Annotated in this window: 12 protein-coding genes and 3 pseudogenes; 2 read left to right on the top strand and 13 right to left on the bottom strand. The window is 42.1% G+C overall.

Annotated elements, in window-relative coordinates; translation table 11 throughout:
- Nucleotides 1-29: 29 nt before the first annotated feature.
- Entirely contained in the window at nucleotides 30-1682 is a 1653-nt protein-coding gene (gene pgi, locus PGX00_RS03575; protein WP_272132958.1) for a glucose-6-phosphate isomerase, read from the bottom strand.
- Between the two features lie 316 nt (nucleotides 1683-1998).
- Between pgi and PGX00_RS03570 the strand changes: the two genes are divergently transcribed.
- Nucleotides 1999-2418: a secondary thiamine-phosphate synthase enzyme YjbQ gene (locus PGX00_RS03570; protein WP_272132956.1), complete on the top strand. Its 420-nt coding sequence runs from the start codon at nucleotides 1999-2001 to the stop codon at nucleotides 2416-2418.
- A 41-nt stretch (nucleotides 2419-2459) separates the two neighbouring features.
- Here the strand turns inward: PGX00_RS03570 and PGX00_RS03565 are convergent.
- From PGX00_RS03565 to PGX00_RS03555, 3 genes and pseudogenes are all read right to left on the bottom strand, one after another.
- Nucleotides 2460-3673 (bottom strand): annotated as a pseudogene (locus tag PGX00_RS03565) (BamA/TamA family outer membrane protein).
- The gene (gene alr, locus PGX00_RS03560; RefSeq protein ID WP_272132953.1) at nucleotides 3670-4767 is read right to left on the bottom strand and encodes an alanine racemase; all 1098 of its coding nucleotides are present in this window, start codon (nucleotides 4765-4767) and stop codon (nucleotides 3670-3672) included. The pseudogene PGX00_RS03565 and the gene alr overlap by 4 nt, the downstream one beginning before the upstream one ends.
- Nucleotides 4768-4781: 14 nt before the next feature.
- Nucleotides 4782-6175, bottom strand: a pseudogene (locus PGX00_RS03555) (replicative DNA helicase).
- A gap of 190 nt (nucleotides 6176-6365) precedes the next feature.
- Here PGX00_RS03555 and PGX00_RS03550 point away from each other — a divergent pair.
- Entirely contained in the window at nucleotides 6366-7094 is a 729-nt protein-coding gene (locus PGX00_RS03550) for a DUF481 domain-containing protein (RefSeq protein ID WP_407702371.1), read from the top strand.
- A 144-nt stretch (nucleotides 7095-7238) separates the two neighbouring features.
- Here the strand turns inward: PGX00_RS03550 and rplI are convergent, their stop codons facing one another.
- The 9 genes and pseudogenes from rplI to tuf all read right to left on the bottom strand — a co-directional run bounded on the left by rplI (nucleotide 7239) and on the right by tuf (nucleotide 16670).
- Nucleotides 7239-7691 (bottom strand): 50S ribosomal protein L9, encoded by a 453-nt coding sequence (rplI, locus tag PGX00_RS03545; protein ID WP_272132951.1) that lies wholly within the window; start codon nucleotides 7689-7691, stop codon nucleotides 7239-7241.
- A gap of 33 nt (nucleotides 7692-7724) precedes the next feature.
- Entirely contained in the window at nucleotides 7725-7952 is a 228-nt protein-coding gene (gene rpsR / locus PGX00_RS03540; RefSeq protein ID WP_000090471.1) for a 30S ribosomal protein S18, read from the bottom strand.
- 72 nt (nucleotides 7953-8024) lie between these two features.
- On the bottom strand, nucleotides 8025-8420 hold the full coding sequence (gene rpsF / locus PGX00_RS03535) for a 30S ribosomal protein S6 (protein ID WP_272132834.1): 396 nt from the start codon (nucleotides 8418-8420) through the stop codon (nucleotides 8025-8027).
- 277 nt (nucleotides 8421-8697) lie between these two features.
- A complete protein-coding gene (gene rlmB, locus PGX00_RS03530) occupies nucleotides 8698-9435 on the bottom strand; it encodes a 23S rRNA (guanosine(2251)-2'-O)-methyltransferase RlmB (protein WP_272132832.1) in 738 nt (245 codons plus the stop codon).
- Nucleotides 9432-11959, bottom strand: a pseudogene (gene rnr / locus PGX00_RS03525) (ribonuclease R). The gene rlmB and the pseudogene rnr overlap by 4 nt, the downstream one beginning before the upstream one ends.
- A 145-nt stretch (nucleotides 11960-12104) precedes the next feature.
- Nucleotides 12105-12743 carry a flagellar protein MotX gene (gene motX / locus PGX00_RS03520; protein ID WP_272132830.1) on the bottom strand — a complete coding sequence of 213 codons (639 nt, stop codon included), beginning with the start codon at nucleotides 12741-12743 and terminating at the stop codon, nucleotides 12105-12107.
- 185 nt (nucleotides 12744-12928) lie between these two features.
- Entirely contained in the window at nucleotides 12929-14227 is a 1299-nt protein-coding gene (locus PGX00_RS03515) for an adenylosuccinate synthase (RefSeq protein WP_272132828.1), read from the bottom strand.
- A 124-nt stretch (nucleotides 14228-14351) separates the two neighbouring features.
- Nucleotides 14352-15284: a ChaN family lipoprotein gene (locus tag PGX00_RS03510; protein ID WP_272132826.1), complete on the bottom strand. Its 933-nt coding sequence runs from the start codon at nucleotides 15282-15284 to the stop codon at nucleotides 14352-14354.
- Between the two features lie 201 nt (nucleotides 15285-15485).
- Nucleotides 15486-16670: an elongation factor Tu gene (tuf, locus tag PGX00_RS03505; protein WP_272132665.1), complete on the bottom strand. Its 1185-nt coding sequence runs from the start codon at nucleotides 16668-16670 to the stop codon at nucleotides 15486-15488.
- Nucleotides 16671-16808 lie beyond the last annotated feature (138 nt).

The raw sequence follows: 16808 nt of genomic DNA, 5'->3' as shown, positions 1-16808 counted from the left end.
TTTACAACTGCAATTTAACGAATAAGTAATTACGCCTTATACGCTTTAAATGCGTTGATTAGACCGTTAGTTGAGCTGTCATGTGAATCAACCGGTGATTCATCCGCTAACTCTGGAAGTATTTGATTTGCTAATTGCTTACCAAGTTCTACACCCCATTGATCAAAAGTGAAGATATTCCAAATTACACCTTGAACAAAGATTTTATGCTCATACATTGCAATCAGGTTGCCCAATGTACGAGGAGTAATCTGCTTAACTAGGATAGAGTTTGTCGGTCTGTTGCCTTCAAACACTTTAAACGGTACTAGATCTTTCACTTCTTCCGCTGTTTTACCTGCTGCAATAAACTCTGCTTCTACTTGCTCTTTACCCTTACCAAAAGCAAGTGCTTCTGTTTGAGCGAAGAAGTTAGACATCAGCTTCTGATGGTGATCGCCTGCTGGATTATGACTAATAGCCGGTGCAATGAAGTCACAAGGAATTAGCTTAGTGCCTTGGTGGATCAACTGATAAAAGGCGTGTTGGCCATTTGTTCCTGGTTCACCCCAAATGATTGGGCCAGTTTGGTAATCGACAGCATCACCATTACGATCAGTGTATTTACCATTCGATTCCATATTTCCTTGTTGGAAGTATGCCGCAAAGCGGTGCATATATTGGTCGTAAGGTAGTATTGCTTCTGATTCAGCTCCATGGAAGTTGTTATACCAAAGACCGATCAACGCAAGAATAACTGGTACGTTTTTATCAAACTCAGTCTCAGCAAAATGCTTATCCATATCGTGAGCGCCTGATAATAGCTCAACATAGTTGTCATAGCCTACACATAGAGCAATTGACATACCTATAGCAGACCATAGTGAATAACGTCCACCAACCCAGTCCCAGAACTCAAACATATTTTCAGTATCAATACCGAACTCAGCAACGGCTTTACCATTAGTAGAAAGAGCTGCGAAATGCTTCGCGACATGAGCTTCATCACCAGCTGTTTCTAAAAACCAAGTACGCGCTGAATGTGCATTTGTCATGGTTTCTTGAGTAGTAAATGTTTTAGATGCAACTAGGAATAAAGTCGTTTCAGGATCCACTTTTTTCAATGTTTCTACGATGTGTGTTCCATCAACATTAGAGACAAAGTGCATATTTAAGTGATTTTTATACGGTGTTAGTGCTTCGGTAACCATATAAGGACCAAGGTCTGAACCGCCAATCCCAATATTCACAACATCAGTAATCGCTTTACCTGTATAACCTTTCCAGTCACCAGAAATAACACGACCAGTAAAGCCTTCGATCTTTTCCAATACAGCGTTAACTGCTGGCATAACATCTTTGCCATCAACCATTACTGGTTTATTACTGCGGTTACGAAGAGCGCTATGTAATACGGCACGACCTTCTGTTTTGTTGATCTTCTCTCCTGAGAACATTGCATCAATAGCTGCTTTTAGCTCAGTCTCATCCGCAAGAGCAAACAATTTTTCCATTGTTTCTTTGTCGATTAAGTTTTTTGAATAATCAACCAGAATGTCATCACCAAATTGAGTAGAAAAGTTCTCAAAACGCGCCTCGTCTAATGCGAATAACGTCTTAAGCTCCATATCTTGTGCTGATTCAAAATGCGTAGTTAAAGCCTTCCAAGCTTGAGTTTGCGTTGGGTTAATATTTTTCAACATAGTCTCTGTCCCGATACCACAGTAGGTTTAATTCAATTAAACGTAGACGAATTTCTACGAATATTGAATCGCCAAATTAAAATAAAGTTTTCGCGTTATTGAAAAATGAGCGCTTATTTCGATGAAAACTGTCTTTAGAGGCAAGATTTCAGCGATGTACCGTCTCAAATGGCTCTTTTATTATTGTTTAGCATGAGATTATGACGTAACTAGACATTTTTAATATTGAGTTACATCAGTTCTCGATTTGATCACTAGTTTTACCTGTTCAGCGTTATAATTTAAAGTACTTTCTATTGGGCTGAGTAACTTTCTTATGTGGCAGCAAACAACTATCCACTTAAAACCTAAAAGTCGTGGTTTTCATCTCATTTCAAATGAGATAACGCAAAATATTCCCGAAATTTCAACACTATCTATTGGTATGGTTCATTTGTTTATCCAGCATACTTCAGCAAGCTTAACGTTAAATGAAAATGCGGATCCAACAGTACGATCGGATATGGAAAGTCATTTCAATCAATTCGTACCTGAAAAGGCAATGTATTATCAACATACATATGAAGGGGATGATGATATGCCCGCTCATATTAAAGCGTCTCTTCTGGGGGCTAGTGTCACCATACCAATTACGAATGGAAAATTAGCTCTAGGAACTTGGCAAGGCATATACTTAGGAGAGCACAGAAACAACGGTGGTTCACGAACCGTAATCGCCACTATCTCTGGAAAATAGCTTTTCGTTACCAATGCACCGATAACTCATCGTTCGGTGCATTAAAAAGGTTGGTTTACCATTACACGAAAAAGATTGTCTTCACTTCCCCATGAAATCTCAGTTCGCACAACGATGCCCTCAACTTGAAAACGAATCGCACCTCCCGCACTCCACTTCATATCTTCGTGTAACGTTTTTAAGTTATACTCATCAGCAACTCGTCCTACATCTGCAAATGCTACCCATTGCCACCAAGGAACATTATAAAGGCTAAATAAAGGCCATGTACCCAAAGGCTGCCACTCAGGCATAACACGATATTCAGCCGTATAGTTAATAGCAGATCGACCATGGTAACGTCCTGCGGTAAAACTTCGTAAGCGAAATAGTCCACCAAGTTTTACACCTTCATATTCTGGCGGTCGATTACATTTACTATTTGAGCAGTTATTCCATGTTGGTGTGTCTGCCGTATAAACGCTAAACGCTAGAACCTGTTTGTTAAAAAAATCAGTTAAGGGCCCGATATCCCAATATTGACTATTCTGAAAGGCTACTAGGGCCCAACTTGTATCGTCTTTATATTCTGGAGAGTAGGTAACTTCGAATTGAGTTTTAGAGCCTTCTGTGGGGTTTCTATTGTCGTTTTGATTATTCCACTCAAACTTTAATTTTACGCCCCAAGTCTCTTCTGCTTCTTGGTAATTGGCATCTAGCTCTCTGGAAGCGTAAAAAGGCTGGACTTCAAATGAACTGACACCGCTATCATGCGGTGTTGATCCATTAATCTGTCTATTGGGTGCGTATCCAGCGGCGACGCCAAGGCGTTCTCCTTCTCCCCACGGGAAAATATAGCGGAAAGAGAAACGATACTTCTCTTCATAACCTGTTGTTACTGTCGCATCTGATGAGGATGAATCATTGCTGCCTTGTTCCCCAAGAAAATAATCGTTATCTACAAATTTTCCATTATAAAGTTCAGTGCCCATCAACCACCGTCCGCCGGGTTGATAGTTGGCTAAAGCGCCATAAGTTGCGTACGTGTCTTTATCCGAATACATACCCATTGCCAGCAAGCTCATTTGTGGCTGATAAATACCTTTGGCTACACCAGCAACACCAACCGTATTCCCCAAACTATCAGAAGAAAAAAGAAGGGAACGACTGCAGAATCTGGAGTCCAGTTTGGCCACCCATTGCTGTAGGTTGGTGTACTAAATATCGCTACAATTGTGAATAAGAGAATGGTTTTAAGATTGGTTATTGCGTTCATTTTATCCGCTTATTGATATATTGCATCTCAACTCGTGGAGTTAGCTTAGTCACTAGCTCATACGCAATAGTACCAATATGTTTGGCGACTTCCTCTACAGGTAATTGACGCCCCCATAATACCGCCTCATCACCCACTTTTTCTTCTGCATTCGGGCCTAGATCGACCGTAAGCATATCCATAGAAACTCTACCTGCAATAGGTACTTTTCTACCATTAATCCAAACCGGTGTACCGTATGGTGCGGTTCTAGGGTAACCATCACCATAACCAATGGCGATTACTCCAACCTTAGTATCACGCTCGCTCGTCCAGATAGCTCCGTAACCCACACTCTCTCCGGCTTTAACCTCTCTCACAGCAATTAGACAGGATTTAAGAGTCATAACTGGAAGGCAGTTATAATCCGTGGCATCGTCGTCGGCAAAAGGAGACACGCCATACATTATAATACCGCAACGATTCCAATCTAATCTGCTTTTTGGCCAAGCAAGAATACCTGCTGATGCAGCAATTGAACGTTCTCCTTCATAAGGTTCTGTTAACGTTAGAAACAACTTCGTTTGCTCTGACGTAACTGAACTATCTTGTTCGTCTGCACACGCAAAATGACTCATAAAACGAATGGGCTTAGCCACATTGTCACAACGATAAAGCCTATCTACAACATCAGAAAACTGTTCTGGCCTTATACCAAGTCGATGCATACCGCTATCAAGCTTAACCCAAACTTTTACCAGTGTTTCGATATCAGCCTGCTCTAAGGCTTCTAATTGCTCAATGCTGTGAACTGCGGTTTGGATATTATTGGCGACTAAAATAGGTAGGTCTAGAGATGAGTAGAAGCCTTCTAAAAGCAAAATAGGTTTTACAATACCTCCTGCTCTTAACTGGAGTGCTTCTTCTATACGAGCGACACCAAAAGCGTCAGCACCATCGGCATTTTGAGCAATTTTTAGTAGCCCATGTCCATAACCATTAGCCTTAACAACAGCCAGTAACTTACTTTCAGGAGCTCTAAGACGAATGTTCTCTAAATTATTTTTGAGTGCTTGTAAATCTATTACAGCCGTTGCTGCTTTCATATAGCTCATAAAGCATAGCCTTATTATTCGTCGTCAAATGCAGGGCCTGCATAATTATCAAAGCGTGAGAACTGACCTTGGAAAGTAAGTCGGACGGAGCCTATCGGGCCATTACGCTGCTTACCCAATATAATTTCGGCTATGCCTTTCATCGTACTGTCAGGGTGATAAACCTCATCCCTATAGATAAACATGATTAAATCCGCATCCTGCTCGATAGAGCCTGATTCACGCAAATCGGAGTTCACAGGACGTTTATCGGCTCGCTGCTCTAGGGAGCGGTTCAACTGAGAAAGCGCAACAACGGGAACGTTCAGTTCTTTTGCCAAGGCCTTAAGCGAACGTGAAATCTCTGCAATTTCCAAAGTACGATTTTCGGTCAGCGAAGGAACTCGCATTAACTGAAGGTAGTCGATCATGATCATACTAACTCCACCGTATTCACGAGCGACACGACGGGCACGCGAACGTAATTCAGTCGGAGTCAAACCAGAGCTGTCATCAATAAGCATGTTTTTCTTCTCCATAAGAATACCCATGGAAGAAGAGATACGAGCCCAGTCTTCATCATCTAACTGACCTGTACGAATTTTAGTTTGATCCACTCTAGAAAGAGAGGCGAGCATACGCATCATCAACTGTTCTGCGGGCATCTCTAAAGAAAAGATGAGTACAGGCTTATCCTGCGACATCGCGGCGTTTTCACACAGGTTCATTGCAAACGTTGTTTTCCCCATTGAAGGACGAGCAGCCACAATGATTAAATCAGAACCTTGTAAACCCGCCGTCTTCTTATTTAGATCGGCAAAGCCAGTATTTAGACCGGTAACCCCGTCTTGAGGGGACTTGTAGAGAATTTCGATACGTTCAAGCGTCTTTTCTAAGATAGAATCAACACTTTGAGGGCCTTCGTTTTCTCCGGTTCGCTCTTCTGCAATGGCAAAGACTTTGCTTTCTGCAAGGTCTAGCAAATCTTCCGATGTTCTACCTTGAGGTTCATAACCTGCATCCGCAATTTCATTCGCCACGCCAATGAGGTTACGAACCAACGCCCTCTCAGCAACAATATCTGCGTACGCATTAATGTTCGCTGCACTTGGCGTGTTTTTCGCGAGATCGGCTAAATAGGCAAAACCACCAACTTCTTCAAGCTGCTCTCTCTGCTCTAAAAACTCTGACAAAGTGATCAGATCCAGAGGGTTACTGTCCTCTAATATCGCTTTAACAGCTTCAAATATATGACGATGCGGTCGACTATAAAAGTCTTTCGCTACGACTCTTTCTGAGACAGTATCCCAACGTTCATTATCCAGAAGCAATCCTCCAATCACTGATTGCTCAGCTTCTAGAGAATGGGGGGAACTTTAATTGCGTCGACCTGGGTATCTGCAATAGTTTTGTTTCGGACTTCGACCATGGTAATACTCAATAGCTAGTTATAGCGCCACATTATAGCGGGATTCCGTCATTTGTAATCCCCAAAAAGAAAAAACGAAAATTAACATCGCCTTGACGAATATACATAATACACACTTATACTATTGTGCCTATTTAATAAACTAAAGTGTTTCGTGTCGTTGAAGTTATTCTCTACATCCGTGTTACTAATTAACGGACTGTTTTTCAGTGCTTTTATATCCGCCGAAGAAGACGCAAAACCGCTAACCTCTCCATTGCAATCAGAAGTGGAGTTTGGTTACCAATCTCATACCGGTAATACGGACGCACAATCACTTAATACCCGCGTTGATGCAGAATACACCTCTGGTCGCCATCGTCACTCTGGTGAGTTTAAGTTGTATAAACTAGATAAAAACGGCGAAGAAGATAAATTCCAACTAACATACGAAGCGCAAAGTGATTACAAATTGAATTCTGGGACGTATCTTTACGCTGGATTTAAAGGAATTGATTCAAGACACAGCGCTTATTTCAAAGATTACACTTTATCTGCTGGTGTTGGTTATCAAGTAACAAATTCAAAAGACTTATTAATCGAAATAGAAGCAGGCCCTGGTTATCGATATCAAGAACCAAACCTTGATGAACTAGACGACGATGACATTATCTTCCCGAATATTGTCCAAGAACCAATCTTCAGAGGACAGTTAAACTCTAACTGGCAGATTATCGATAACTTCGCACTTGCTGCAAAAGTCACATTGACGACAGGTAGTAGTAACTCGAAAGTAGACACAGAATTAAGTGCTATCAACAATATTACCGATGATATCGCGCTAAAAATAATACATGAGAGACAACATCACGATAAGGTTCCAGAAGGCCTAAGTGATGTAGAATCAAGTCTGTCGATAAACTTACTCTTTATTTTCTAACACAGATAATCAGATCTCTGATCTAAATAGCCGTTTCATACCATTTTAGCTTATCAACTGATTAATAATATAGAAGTAGTGGTTCAGACATAAAAAAACACCAGCCAGTGGCTGGTGTTTTTTCGTAATCATCTGATACTGAAATTACTCAGCAGCAACAACTTGAAGAGTCACTTTAGCAAAAACTTCAGAATGAAGTTGGATGCTAATTTCAAACTCACCAACGTTACGTAAAGCGCCTTCAGGAAGACGAACTTCACTTTTAGCAACTTCAACGCCTGCCGCAGTAATTGCGTCAGCGATGTCACGAGTACCGATAGAACCGAATAGTTTGCCTTCGTCACCAGCTTTAGATGCGATAACAACCGCTTCTAGAGCATTAACTGTCTCAGCACGAGCTTCTGAAGCAGCAAGCTGCTCAGCAACTTTAGCTTCAAGTTCAGCGCGACGAGCTTCGAACATTTCAATGTTAGCTTTAGTAGCCATAACTGCTTTACTCTGTGGAATAAGGAAGTTACGAGCATAACCAGACTTAACATTAACTGTATCGCCAAGGCCACCTAGGTTACCGATTTTATCAAGTAGAATAACTTGCATTGTTTAATCCTCTCTCTTAATAAAACGTGCTGTTTACTGATGCTTATCAGTATAAGGCAGCAGTGCTAGGTAGCGCGCACGCTTAATAGCGCGAGCTAGTTGACGCTGATATTTTGCGCTTGTACCAGTAATACGACTAGGTACAATTTTACCAGCTTCAGTGATGTAATTTTTAAGAGTTGCTACATCTTTGTAATCAATCTCTTGTACGCCTTCTGCAGTAAAACGGCAGAATTTACGACGACGGAAGAAACGAGCCATGGGCTATCTCCTGATCTTAAATTTTTTGATTAAGTATGTTGAGAATCATTAATGACCTAAGGTCAAAAATAATTACTCAGCTGCTTCTGGCTTAGCTTCTGGACGATCTGTACGCTCTTCACGACGTGGAGCACGTTCTGCACGCTCTTCACGTTGTTTTAGCATAATAGATTGCTCAGTAACTGCAGCTTTAGTGCGCATGATCATGTTACGTAGAACTGCGTCGTTAAAACGGAAAGCAGTTTCTAGCTCGTCGATCACTTCTTGGCCAGCTTCTACGTTCATAAGAACGTAATGAGCTTTATGAAGCTTGTTGATTGGGTAAGCCATTTGACGACGACCCCAGTCTTCTAGACGGTGTACAGTACCGCCAGCTTCAGTGATAGACCCAGTGTAACGCTCGATCATACCAGCAACTTGCTCGCTTTGATCAGGGTGCACCATGAATACGATTTCGTAATGTCGCATGTTTGCTCCTCACGGATTAGTAGCTTCCACAAATGGCTCGGTCGTCCAAGGGAAGCAAGGAACTAGTATAAAATGACCGAGAATTAAGGACGGCAAATATTATAGAAAAAAGGTGTTATTTACAAGGGCTATTTTAGGTATTAACGCTGGAATTTTATACAGGTTGTCGCTATCTAGACAGATTAGATAATAAAGCGAACTTTACGCTTAAAAAGAGGTTGTTCACGAGCGTTCAAAACAAGAAAATTGTCATAAACGCCCGCACTTTAAACGAAAACTAACTTCTTTGCCTAACGGCTTCAAATAAGCATATTCCAGAAGCCACCGAAACATTTAAGCTAGAGACGCTACCCGCCATTGGAATTTTAATTAAGTCATCACACGTTTCACGTGTTAAACGACGCATACCGTCCCCTTCTGCGCCCATAACAATAGCCAATGGGCCACCACTTAACTTGGCTTGATAGATATCGTGAGTCGCCTCACCTGCTGTTCCCACAATCCATACGCCTTGTTCTTGAATTGCGCGCATTGTACGAGCTAGGTTGGTGACACGAATGAGAGGAACGGTTTCTGCAGCGCCACATGCCACTTTACTTACCGTGGCAGTAAGTGGCGCAGATTTATCTTTTGGCACAATGACAGCGGCAACACCAGCAGCATCAGCATTACGTAAACAAGCACCAAGGTTATGAGGATCGGTTACCCCATCAAGGATAAGCAGCAGTGGTTGCTTCTGTTTTGCCAAAATTTCATCTAGGTCATTTTCATTTAATGCCTTTGCCGCTTTTACACGACCAATGATACCTTGGTGATTCGCGCCATTGGCTTTATCATCCAACGCTTTACGCCCCATCTGTTGGACTGAGATACCAAATTGTTGTAACTGATTAATTAGAGGTGTAAGACGTTCGTCTTGACGACCTTTTAATACAAAAGCTTCTATAAAGCGCGCTGGATCATGTTCTAAAACGGCTTTTACTGCGTGGATGCCGTAGATAAATTCATTACTCATTTTTTACTCTTTTTAAATACTTTATTTGGATAATTAGCTTTTGCTACCCGACTGATTACTTTTGTTTTTTTAGCCTTTGACTTTCTTGCCCGTGATTTTTTCTTCCGAGCTTTCTCTGCCTTACTTTTTTTATCGGCTGATTTTGCTTGACCCGTTCCTTCAGAAGAACCATCAGGTCGCTTAGTTGGCTCAACCATGGCCTTTGCTTTTCCACCACGTCGTTTCGACTTAGCCGCACTGTTTTTATCAAACGGTTTTCGTTTATCTGCTTCCACTGCTCGTTTTTTAGCCGTCTTTCCTTTGCCTCGAGGCTGGCGATTTGTCTCGACTAATTCAAAGTCTATCTGTCTGTCATCAAGATTAACAGATCGTACTTTTACTTTTACACTATCACCTAATCGGTAGATATTTCCGAAGCTTTCACCCTTTAATCGCTGTCCGATTGCATCGAAAATATAATAATCGTTAGCGAGTGAAGATATATGGACCAACCCGTCGATATGTAACTCAGACAAGCGAACAAAAAAGCCAAAACCAGTTACGTTAGCAATAACACCTTCTAGCTCTTCACCGACATGGTCTTGCATGTACTCACATTTCAGCCAATCGGACACTTCTCTGGTTGCATCATCTGCTCTTCGTTCTGTCATTGAGCACTGCTCACCATATACATCCATATCATCAAAGGAATAATGGTATCCACCCGTCGGTGTCCAGCGATCTGTATTACGACCTTCTTGCTTGGCTATAAGGTACTTAATTGCCCTATGTAGTAAAAGATCAGGATAACGGCGTATCGGTGATGTAAAGTGACCATAGCGTTTTAACGCCAAACCGAAATGTCCTGCATTATCTGGGCTATAAATTGCCTGCTTCATAGAGCGTAACAGCATGGTTTGAATCAGCTCTTTATCTGGACGTGTTCCAATTTCTTTCATCAGGTGAGCATAATCAGTTGGAGACGGCTCCAATCCACCCGATAGATTTAACCCTAACTCACCAAGGAAATCTCTAAAGCCCGTTAGCCTTTGCTCTCCTGGGGTTTCATGAATCCGGTATAACGCTGGTTCTTTAAGCTTCTCAACTAATGACGCTGAAGCAATGTTCGCTAAAATCATGCATTCTTCGATAAGTTTGTGCGCATCATTGCGAATAACAGGTTCGATACGATCTATCTTACGCTCTGCATTAAAAACAAACTTGGTTTCCAAGGTTTCAAACTCAATCGCTCCACGCTGATCTCGCGCACCTTTCAGCACCTTGTACATGTTGTGCAATTCTTCAATATGAGGTATTAATTTCCCATATCTTTCTCGTAACTCTTCGTCACCGTCTAGAATTTCGCCAACCTTCGTATAAGTTAAGCGCGCATGAGAATTCATTACTGCTTCATAATGCTTATAGCCTGATAGCTTACCTGTGGCTGAAACCGTCATTTCACACACCATACAAAGTCGGTCTACTTGTGGGTTCAGCGAACACAGACCATTTGACAGCACTTCAGGTAACATAGGGACAACTTGAGAAGGAAAATAAACTGAGTTGCCACGGTTGATAGCTTCTTTATCGAGTGCTGTGTCTGGCCTTACGTAATGGCTAACATCCGCAATAGCAACCCATAATCGCCATCCACCTGCTGGTTTTTTTGACAGAAAACAGCGTCATCAAAATCACGCGCATCTTCTCCATCAATAGTAACCAAAGGAAGTTCTCTTAGGTCTACCCTTCCAACTTTAGCTTGCTCAGGAACCTCTTCATCCAGCCCTTTAATCTGTTTTTCTACTTCATCTGGCCATTCATTGGGAATTTGATGAGTGCGAATCGCTATTTGCGTTTCCATTCCCGGCGCCATATTTTCACCAAGTACTTCAATCACTCGCCCCGCCATTCCTCGTGAACGACTGCCACGATCGGTGATTTCAATAACGACGACATTGCCCATTCGTGCCGACATTTTTTCATTTTCAGGAATCAAAATATCTTGGTGGATACGTGAATCATCAGGCACAACATAGGAGTATCCCTGCTCCAAGAAGAAACGCCCCACGATTTGTGTTTTACGTTCTTCAAGAACGCGAATCAAGCGGCCTTCTTTTCTCCCACGCTTGTCAGTTCCTGCAGGCTGAACCAAAACGTAATCACCATGGATGATCGTGCGCATCTGATGATGAGGCAGCATAACGTCGTTTTCTTTTCCTACACTTCCGTCCGGACGAACCCAACCAAATCCATCACGGTGGCCAATAACGTAGCCTTTAATCATCTCGAGTTTCTCTGGTAGCGCGTAACATTGTCGACGCGTGAATACCAGCTGCCCATCTCGCTCCATTGCTCTCAATCTACGACGTAAGCCCTCATACTGCTCTTCTCCCGAGAGGCTTAACGCTTCAAACAAGTCGTTTCGGTTCATTGGCACATTGGCTTGTTTTAAAAATTCAGTAATAAATTCTCGGCTAGGTACTGGATTTTCGTATTTTTGGGCTTCGCGATCAGCGAATTCATCTTTGGGCGTAGTATCTGACATGGGGAAACCTGCTTTAGCAAGATAGGAGTTACTTTAAGTATATAGAAGTGTGGGAAAAATAAGTAACTAAAAACACAAACACCCCATTTTATTGGGGTGCGGTGAGTACGGTATGCTCTAATTCGACAACGTTTTTATTGAGTCGCTACCAAAATACCTCTCGCCGTTTGGCATTAGCAATTATATTTTGTGGCATTCTCTGGGCTAAGCCATCACGTAGAACCGTAATTCTCTTATGCTGCCTTTTATCCGCAGTCACAGAGTTATACAACCAGCGATATGCATCTTCATAATCTAAAGGACTGCCGTAATCTCGAAGGAGCAATTCAGCCAAATGAATTCGAGCATTAAGGTTCCCCATCGCGGCAGCTTCACGCAGATAAGGGATAGCACGCTCTTTATCTTGCTGAACAATAGTGCCTCTAGAATAATAACGACCTAGCTGTTCTAATGCCGCCGGAAAACCCTGGTGGGCTGCGTTTTCAATATAATAAAGCCCCAGCTCCACATCTTTTTCGATACAAACCCCCCAAGTGAGCATATCCCCATAAAGAAGTTCATAAGCAGGCAAGTTAATCCTCGTTGCACGAGCAACGATATCCTCTACCAACTGACACTTATCGGCTTTTATTCGCTCTAGGTGTTTGTTGTTATTAATTAGTTTTATTAGCTCGGCTTCTGTATATATAGGTACTGGCTCACCAACATTGGCCATCTCAGCTTTTGCTTTTGACAGGGGTGACAGCACTAATAACAGGGCCGCAGCTATAAGTTTCAGCTTCATACCTGCACTCTTTAATCATACCGTGCTTAGTTATCGGCAGTTTACTTGTTCACTTTAGTCAAATATAGATCCTAAAAGTGATCTTTGTTCAGATATCACGGTTCATAAAAAACAAAAAAGCCGACTACATATTGTAATCGGCTTCTAAAGAGATTTCTTTACCCTTAACAATTAAGAGTTAAGAGTTAAGAGTTAAATGGGTGAACTCTTATGATCGTTTCATTACGGTCAGGGCCTGTAGAAACGATATCTACTGGAACGCCTGTAAGCTCTTCAATACGCTTAATGTAATCTAAAGCAGCTTGTGGAAGCATGTCTAGTGATTTGGCACCAAACGTGTTGTCGCTCCAACCAGGCATTGTTTCATAGATAGGTGTTGCTTCTTCAAAAGCTTCAGCAGCCATTGGAGACACTTCTAGAACAGAGCCATCTTTCATTTCATAGCCAGTACAAATCTTAAGCTCTTTCAATCCATCAAGAACGTCAAGCTTCGTTAGGCAGAAACCAGAGATAGAGTTAATTTGAATAGCTCTGCGCATTGCAACAGCATCAAACCAGCCACAACGACGCTTACGTCCAGTTGTAGCACCGAACTCATGGCCTTTAGTTCCTAAATGGTAACCAACATCATCATCAAGCTCAGTTGGGAAAGGACCTGCACCTACACGAGTACAATAGGCTTTAGCGATACCAAGAATGTAGCCGATATGACGAGGACCAAAACCAGAACCAGCGGCAACACCACCAGCAGTTGTATTTGAAGACGTTACATATGGATAAGTACCATGGTCGATATCTAAAAGCGTACCTTGAGCACCTTCAAACATGATTTTATCACCACGCTTACGAGCGGCATCAAGTTCATCGGTAACATCAATAACCATTGAAGTAAGTAGATCCGCATAACCAAGTGCTTGCTCAAGAACTTCTTCGTAGCTTACTGCTTCAGCTTTATAGAAATGAACAAGTTGGAAGTTATGGAAATCCATGACTTCTCTTAGTTTTTCAGCGAATGTTTCTTTATCAAATAAGTCACCAACGCGAAGGCCGCGGCGAGCCACTTTATCTTCATATGCTGGACCGATACCACGACCAGTAGTACCAATAGCTTTCTTGCCACGAGCAAGTTCACGCGCTTGGTCTAAAGCAATATGGTAAGGCAAAATAAGCGGACAAGCTTCAGAAATGAATAGGCGTTCACGTACTGGAATACCACGCTCTTCAAGAGGTTTCATTTCGCTAAGTAGTGCATCAGGAGATAATACAACGCCATTACCGATAACACATTTTACGTTATCTCGAAGAATGCCTGATGGTATTAAGTGGAGAACGGTTTTTTCACCGTCAATGACTAAAGTGTGACCCGCATTGTGACCGCCTTGATATCTAACGGTATACTTTGCATCTTCCGTAAGTAGGTCTACAATTTTACCTTTACCTTCGTCACCCCATTGGGTGCCTAGAACGACTACGTTATTTCCCATCTTTCCAGTTCTGATAGCTAGTTAAAAATGGATTCTAGCACCTAACTCAACATCTTGCAGTCATTTTTTGAGCATAAAAACATCATAAAACGGTAAGAGACTAATTACACAAGAAATATCCTTTTCAATTGCATTTAAACTCATCCTTTTTATTACCAACGAAATGAAAGTTAGGGTTATATTCTTCGCCTTGAACATAAAGAGAAGGCATAGGTAACACATTAAGTTGATACTTATCAATACCCTCTGCCTTGTCAAGTGACACTGGGTTCACCACCACTATTTTAAGATCGGGCGCTCGTTGATATATGGATGCACCAACGCCTAAGCCACCCTCTATGTGGAATTTCCCGGCAGTTAACATCACTCTATGATTTGGGTATTTATTCAATATAGTGACTATACTCTCGGCCATGGTTTCATCTCGGGTCATCTGCGCTGCAAATAGATTATTTATTTGAGTTTCTGTTCCGTGATGCATAGTAGAGACGAATTTTTGTTTATATGGGGTATCTTCTAAGGAAATTTTCTTTGCTATATATTTCCGTTTTTCATCTGGTAATTTGGCTATGTAATCTAACCCTTCTCTATTTATACAGCGAACAATATCGTTAGGAGCGTTGGCAGCGATGACGGGTATTTGATTCGCTTTCGCATACTCAACAAGTGGTCGATAGTCACTAGAGTAATTAGACCAGGCATCCCCTCGTTTAATAAGTGCCTGCTCCCCGAAGATGCCTTCAAGGTAATTTTCAATCACAGGTTGCTTATCTGTTGAAAATTGCTCCATGGCTAAAATGACAGGAGGCTGCGCCTTAGAGAGAGCTTGGAGTAAATCCGCTTGAAAGTGATGAATACCAGAATGAGAATGCCACTCCCCGACCAGAACCACATCTACCGTTGCCAGTTCTTCTACCAATGTACTTAAAGAAATAGGCACTCCAGACTGCATTATCTGGTAGTCATACATAGTAGATAAGTGGTGTGTATTCGACTGTTGGTGTTGCGCACAACCCACAAATATAAATGGTATTAATAAATAGAATAATCTTTGCATAAAGAGGTTCTACGTTTAAGAAAGTCATATTTATAGTATGGCTTATTTTCGGTGAAAAAAATCGCTACCATACTCATGGTTGGAAAGTCGTATTATTAGAGTTCCACTGGGGATATTTCAGGAACAAAAAAAGGAAGCCTAGGCTTCCTTTTTTCTAATGCATGTTCTTTCGAACACGTATCATTACACAATCAATCGAGATTATTCGAAGATTTTAGCAACAACACCAGCACCAACTGTACGGCCACCTTCACGGATTGCGAAGCGTAGACCTTCATCCATTGCGATTGGAGCAATTAGCTCAACCGTCATTTGGATGTTGTCACCTGGCATTACCATCTCTACACCTTCAGGTAGAGTGATGTCGCCTGTTACGTCAGTTGTACGGAAGTAGAACTGTGGACGGTAACCTTTGAAGAATGGAGTATGACGGCCACCTTCATCTTTAGACAGTACGTATACTTCTGATTCAAACTTAGTGTGTGGAGTGATTGAACCCGGAGCTGCCAATACTTGACCACGCTCTACGTCTTCACGCTTAGTACCACGTAAAAGGGCACCAACGTTCTCTCCCGCACGACCTTCGTCTAGAAGCTTACGGAACATCTCTACACCTGTACAGGTTGTAGTTGTTGTTTCTTTGATACCTACGATAGCAACTTCGTCACCTACGTTTAGGATACCACGTTCGATACGGCCAGTTACCACTGTACCACGACCTTGAATTGAGAATACATCTTCAATTGGTAGTAGGAACGGTTGGTCTACTGCACGCTCTGGTTCTGGGATGTATGAGTCTAGCGCTTCTGCTAGTTCAACAATCTTGTCTTCCCACTCTTTCTCACCGTTAAGTGCACCTAGAGCTGAACCTTGAATTACTGGAAGGTCATCACCTGGGAATTCATACTCAGAAAGAAGTTCACGAACTTCCATTTCTACTAGTTCTAGTAGTTCTTCGTCATCTACCATGTCACATTTGTTCATGAACACGATGATGTAAGGGATACCAACCTGACGACCAAGTAGGATGTGCTCACGAGTTTGTGGCATTGGGCCATCTGTCGCAGCTACTACTAGGATACCGCCGTCCATTTGCGCAGCACCTGTGATCATGTTTTTAACATAATCCGCGTGTCCTGGGCAGTCTACGTGTGCGTAGTGACGTGCTGGTGTATCGTACTCTACGTGAGAAGTAGCGATTGTGATACCGCGCTCACGCTCTTCTGGAGCGTTATCGATTGATGCGAAGTCCTTCGCAACACCGCCGTACACTTTAGCAAGAGTAGTACAGATTGCAGCAGTTAGAGTTGTTTTACCGTGGTCAACGTGGCCGATAGTACCAACGTTTACGTGCGGTTTCGTACGTTCAAATTTTTCTTTAGACACGATCGTGTTCCTTCCTAGTTATGATTCGCATCGGAATAAGCTCCGATGCGCGCCAGAATTTGCTATTTTATGCGCCAACTCGCGTTAGCGCAATATTTGAACTCATTGATCTTCCAAAAAAGAAGAAAAAATGTGTCC

Source organism: Vibrio algarum (genome assembly GCF_028204155.1).
GTDB lineage: Bacteria > Pseudomonadota > Gammaproteobacteria > Enterobacterales > Vibrionaceae > Vibrio > Vibrio algarum.
Note: the sequence above shows the minus strand (reverse complement) of the source record. Positions and strands in the feature narration are given on the sequence as shown.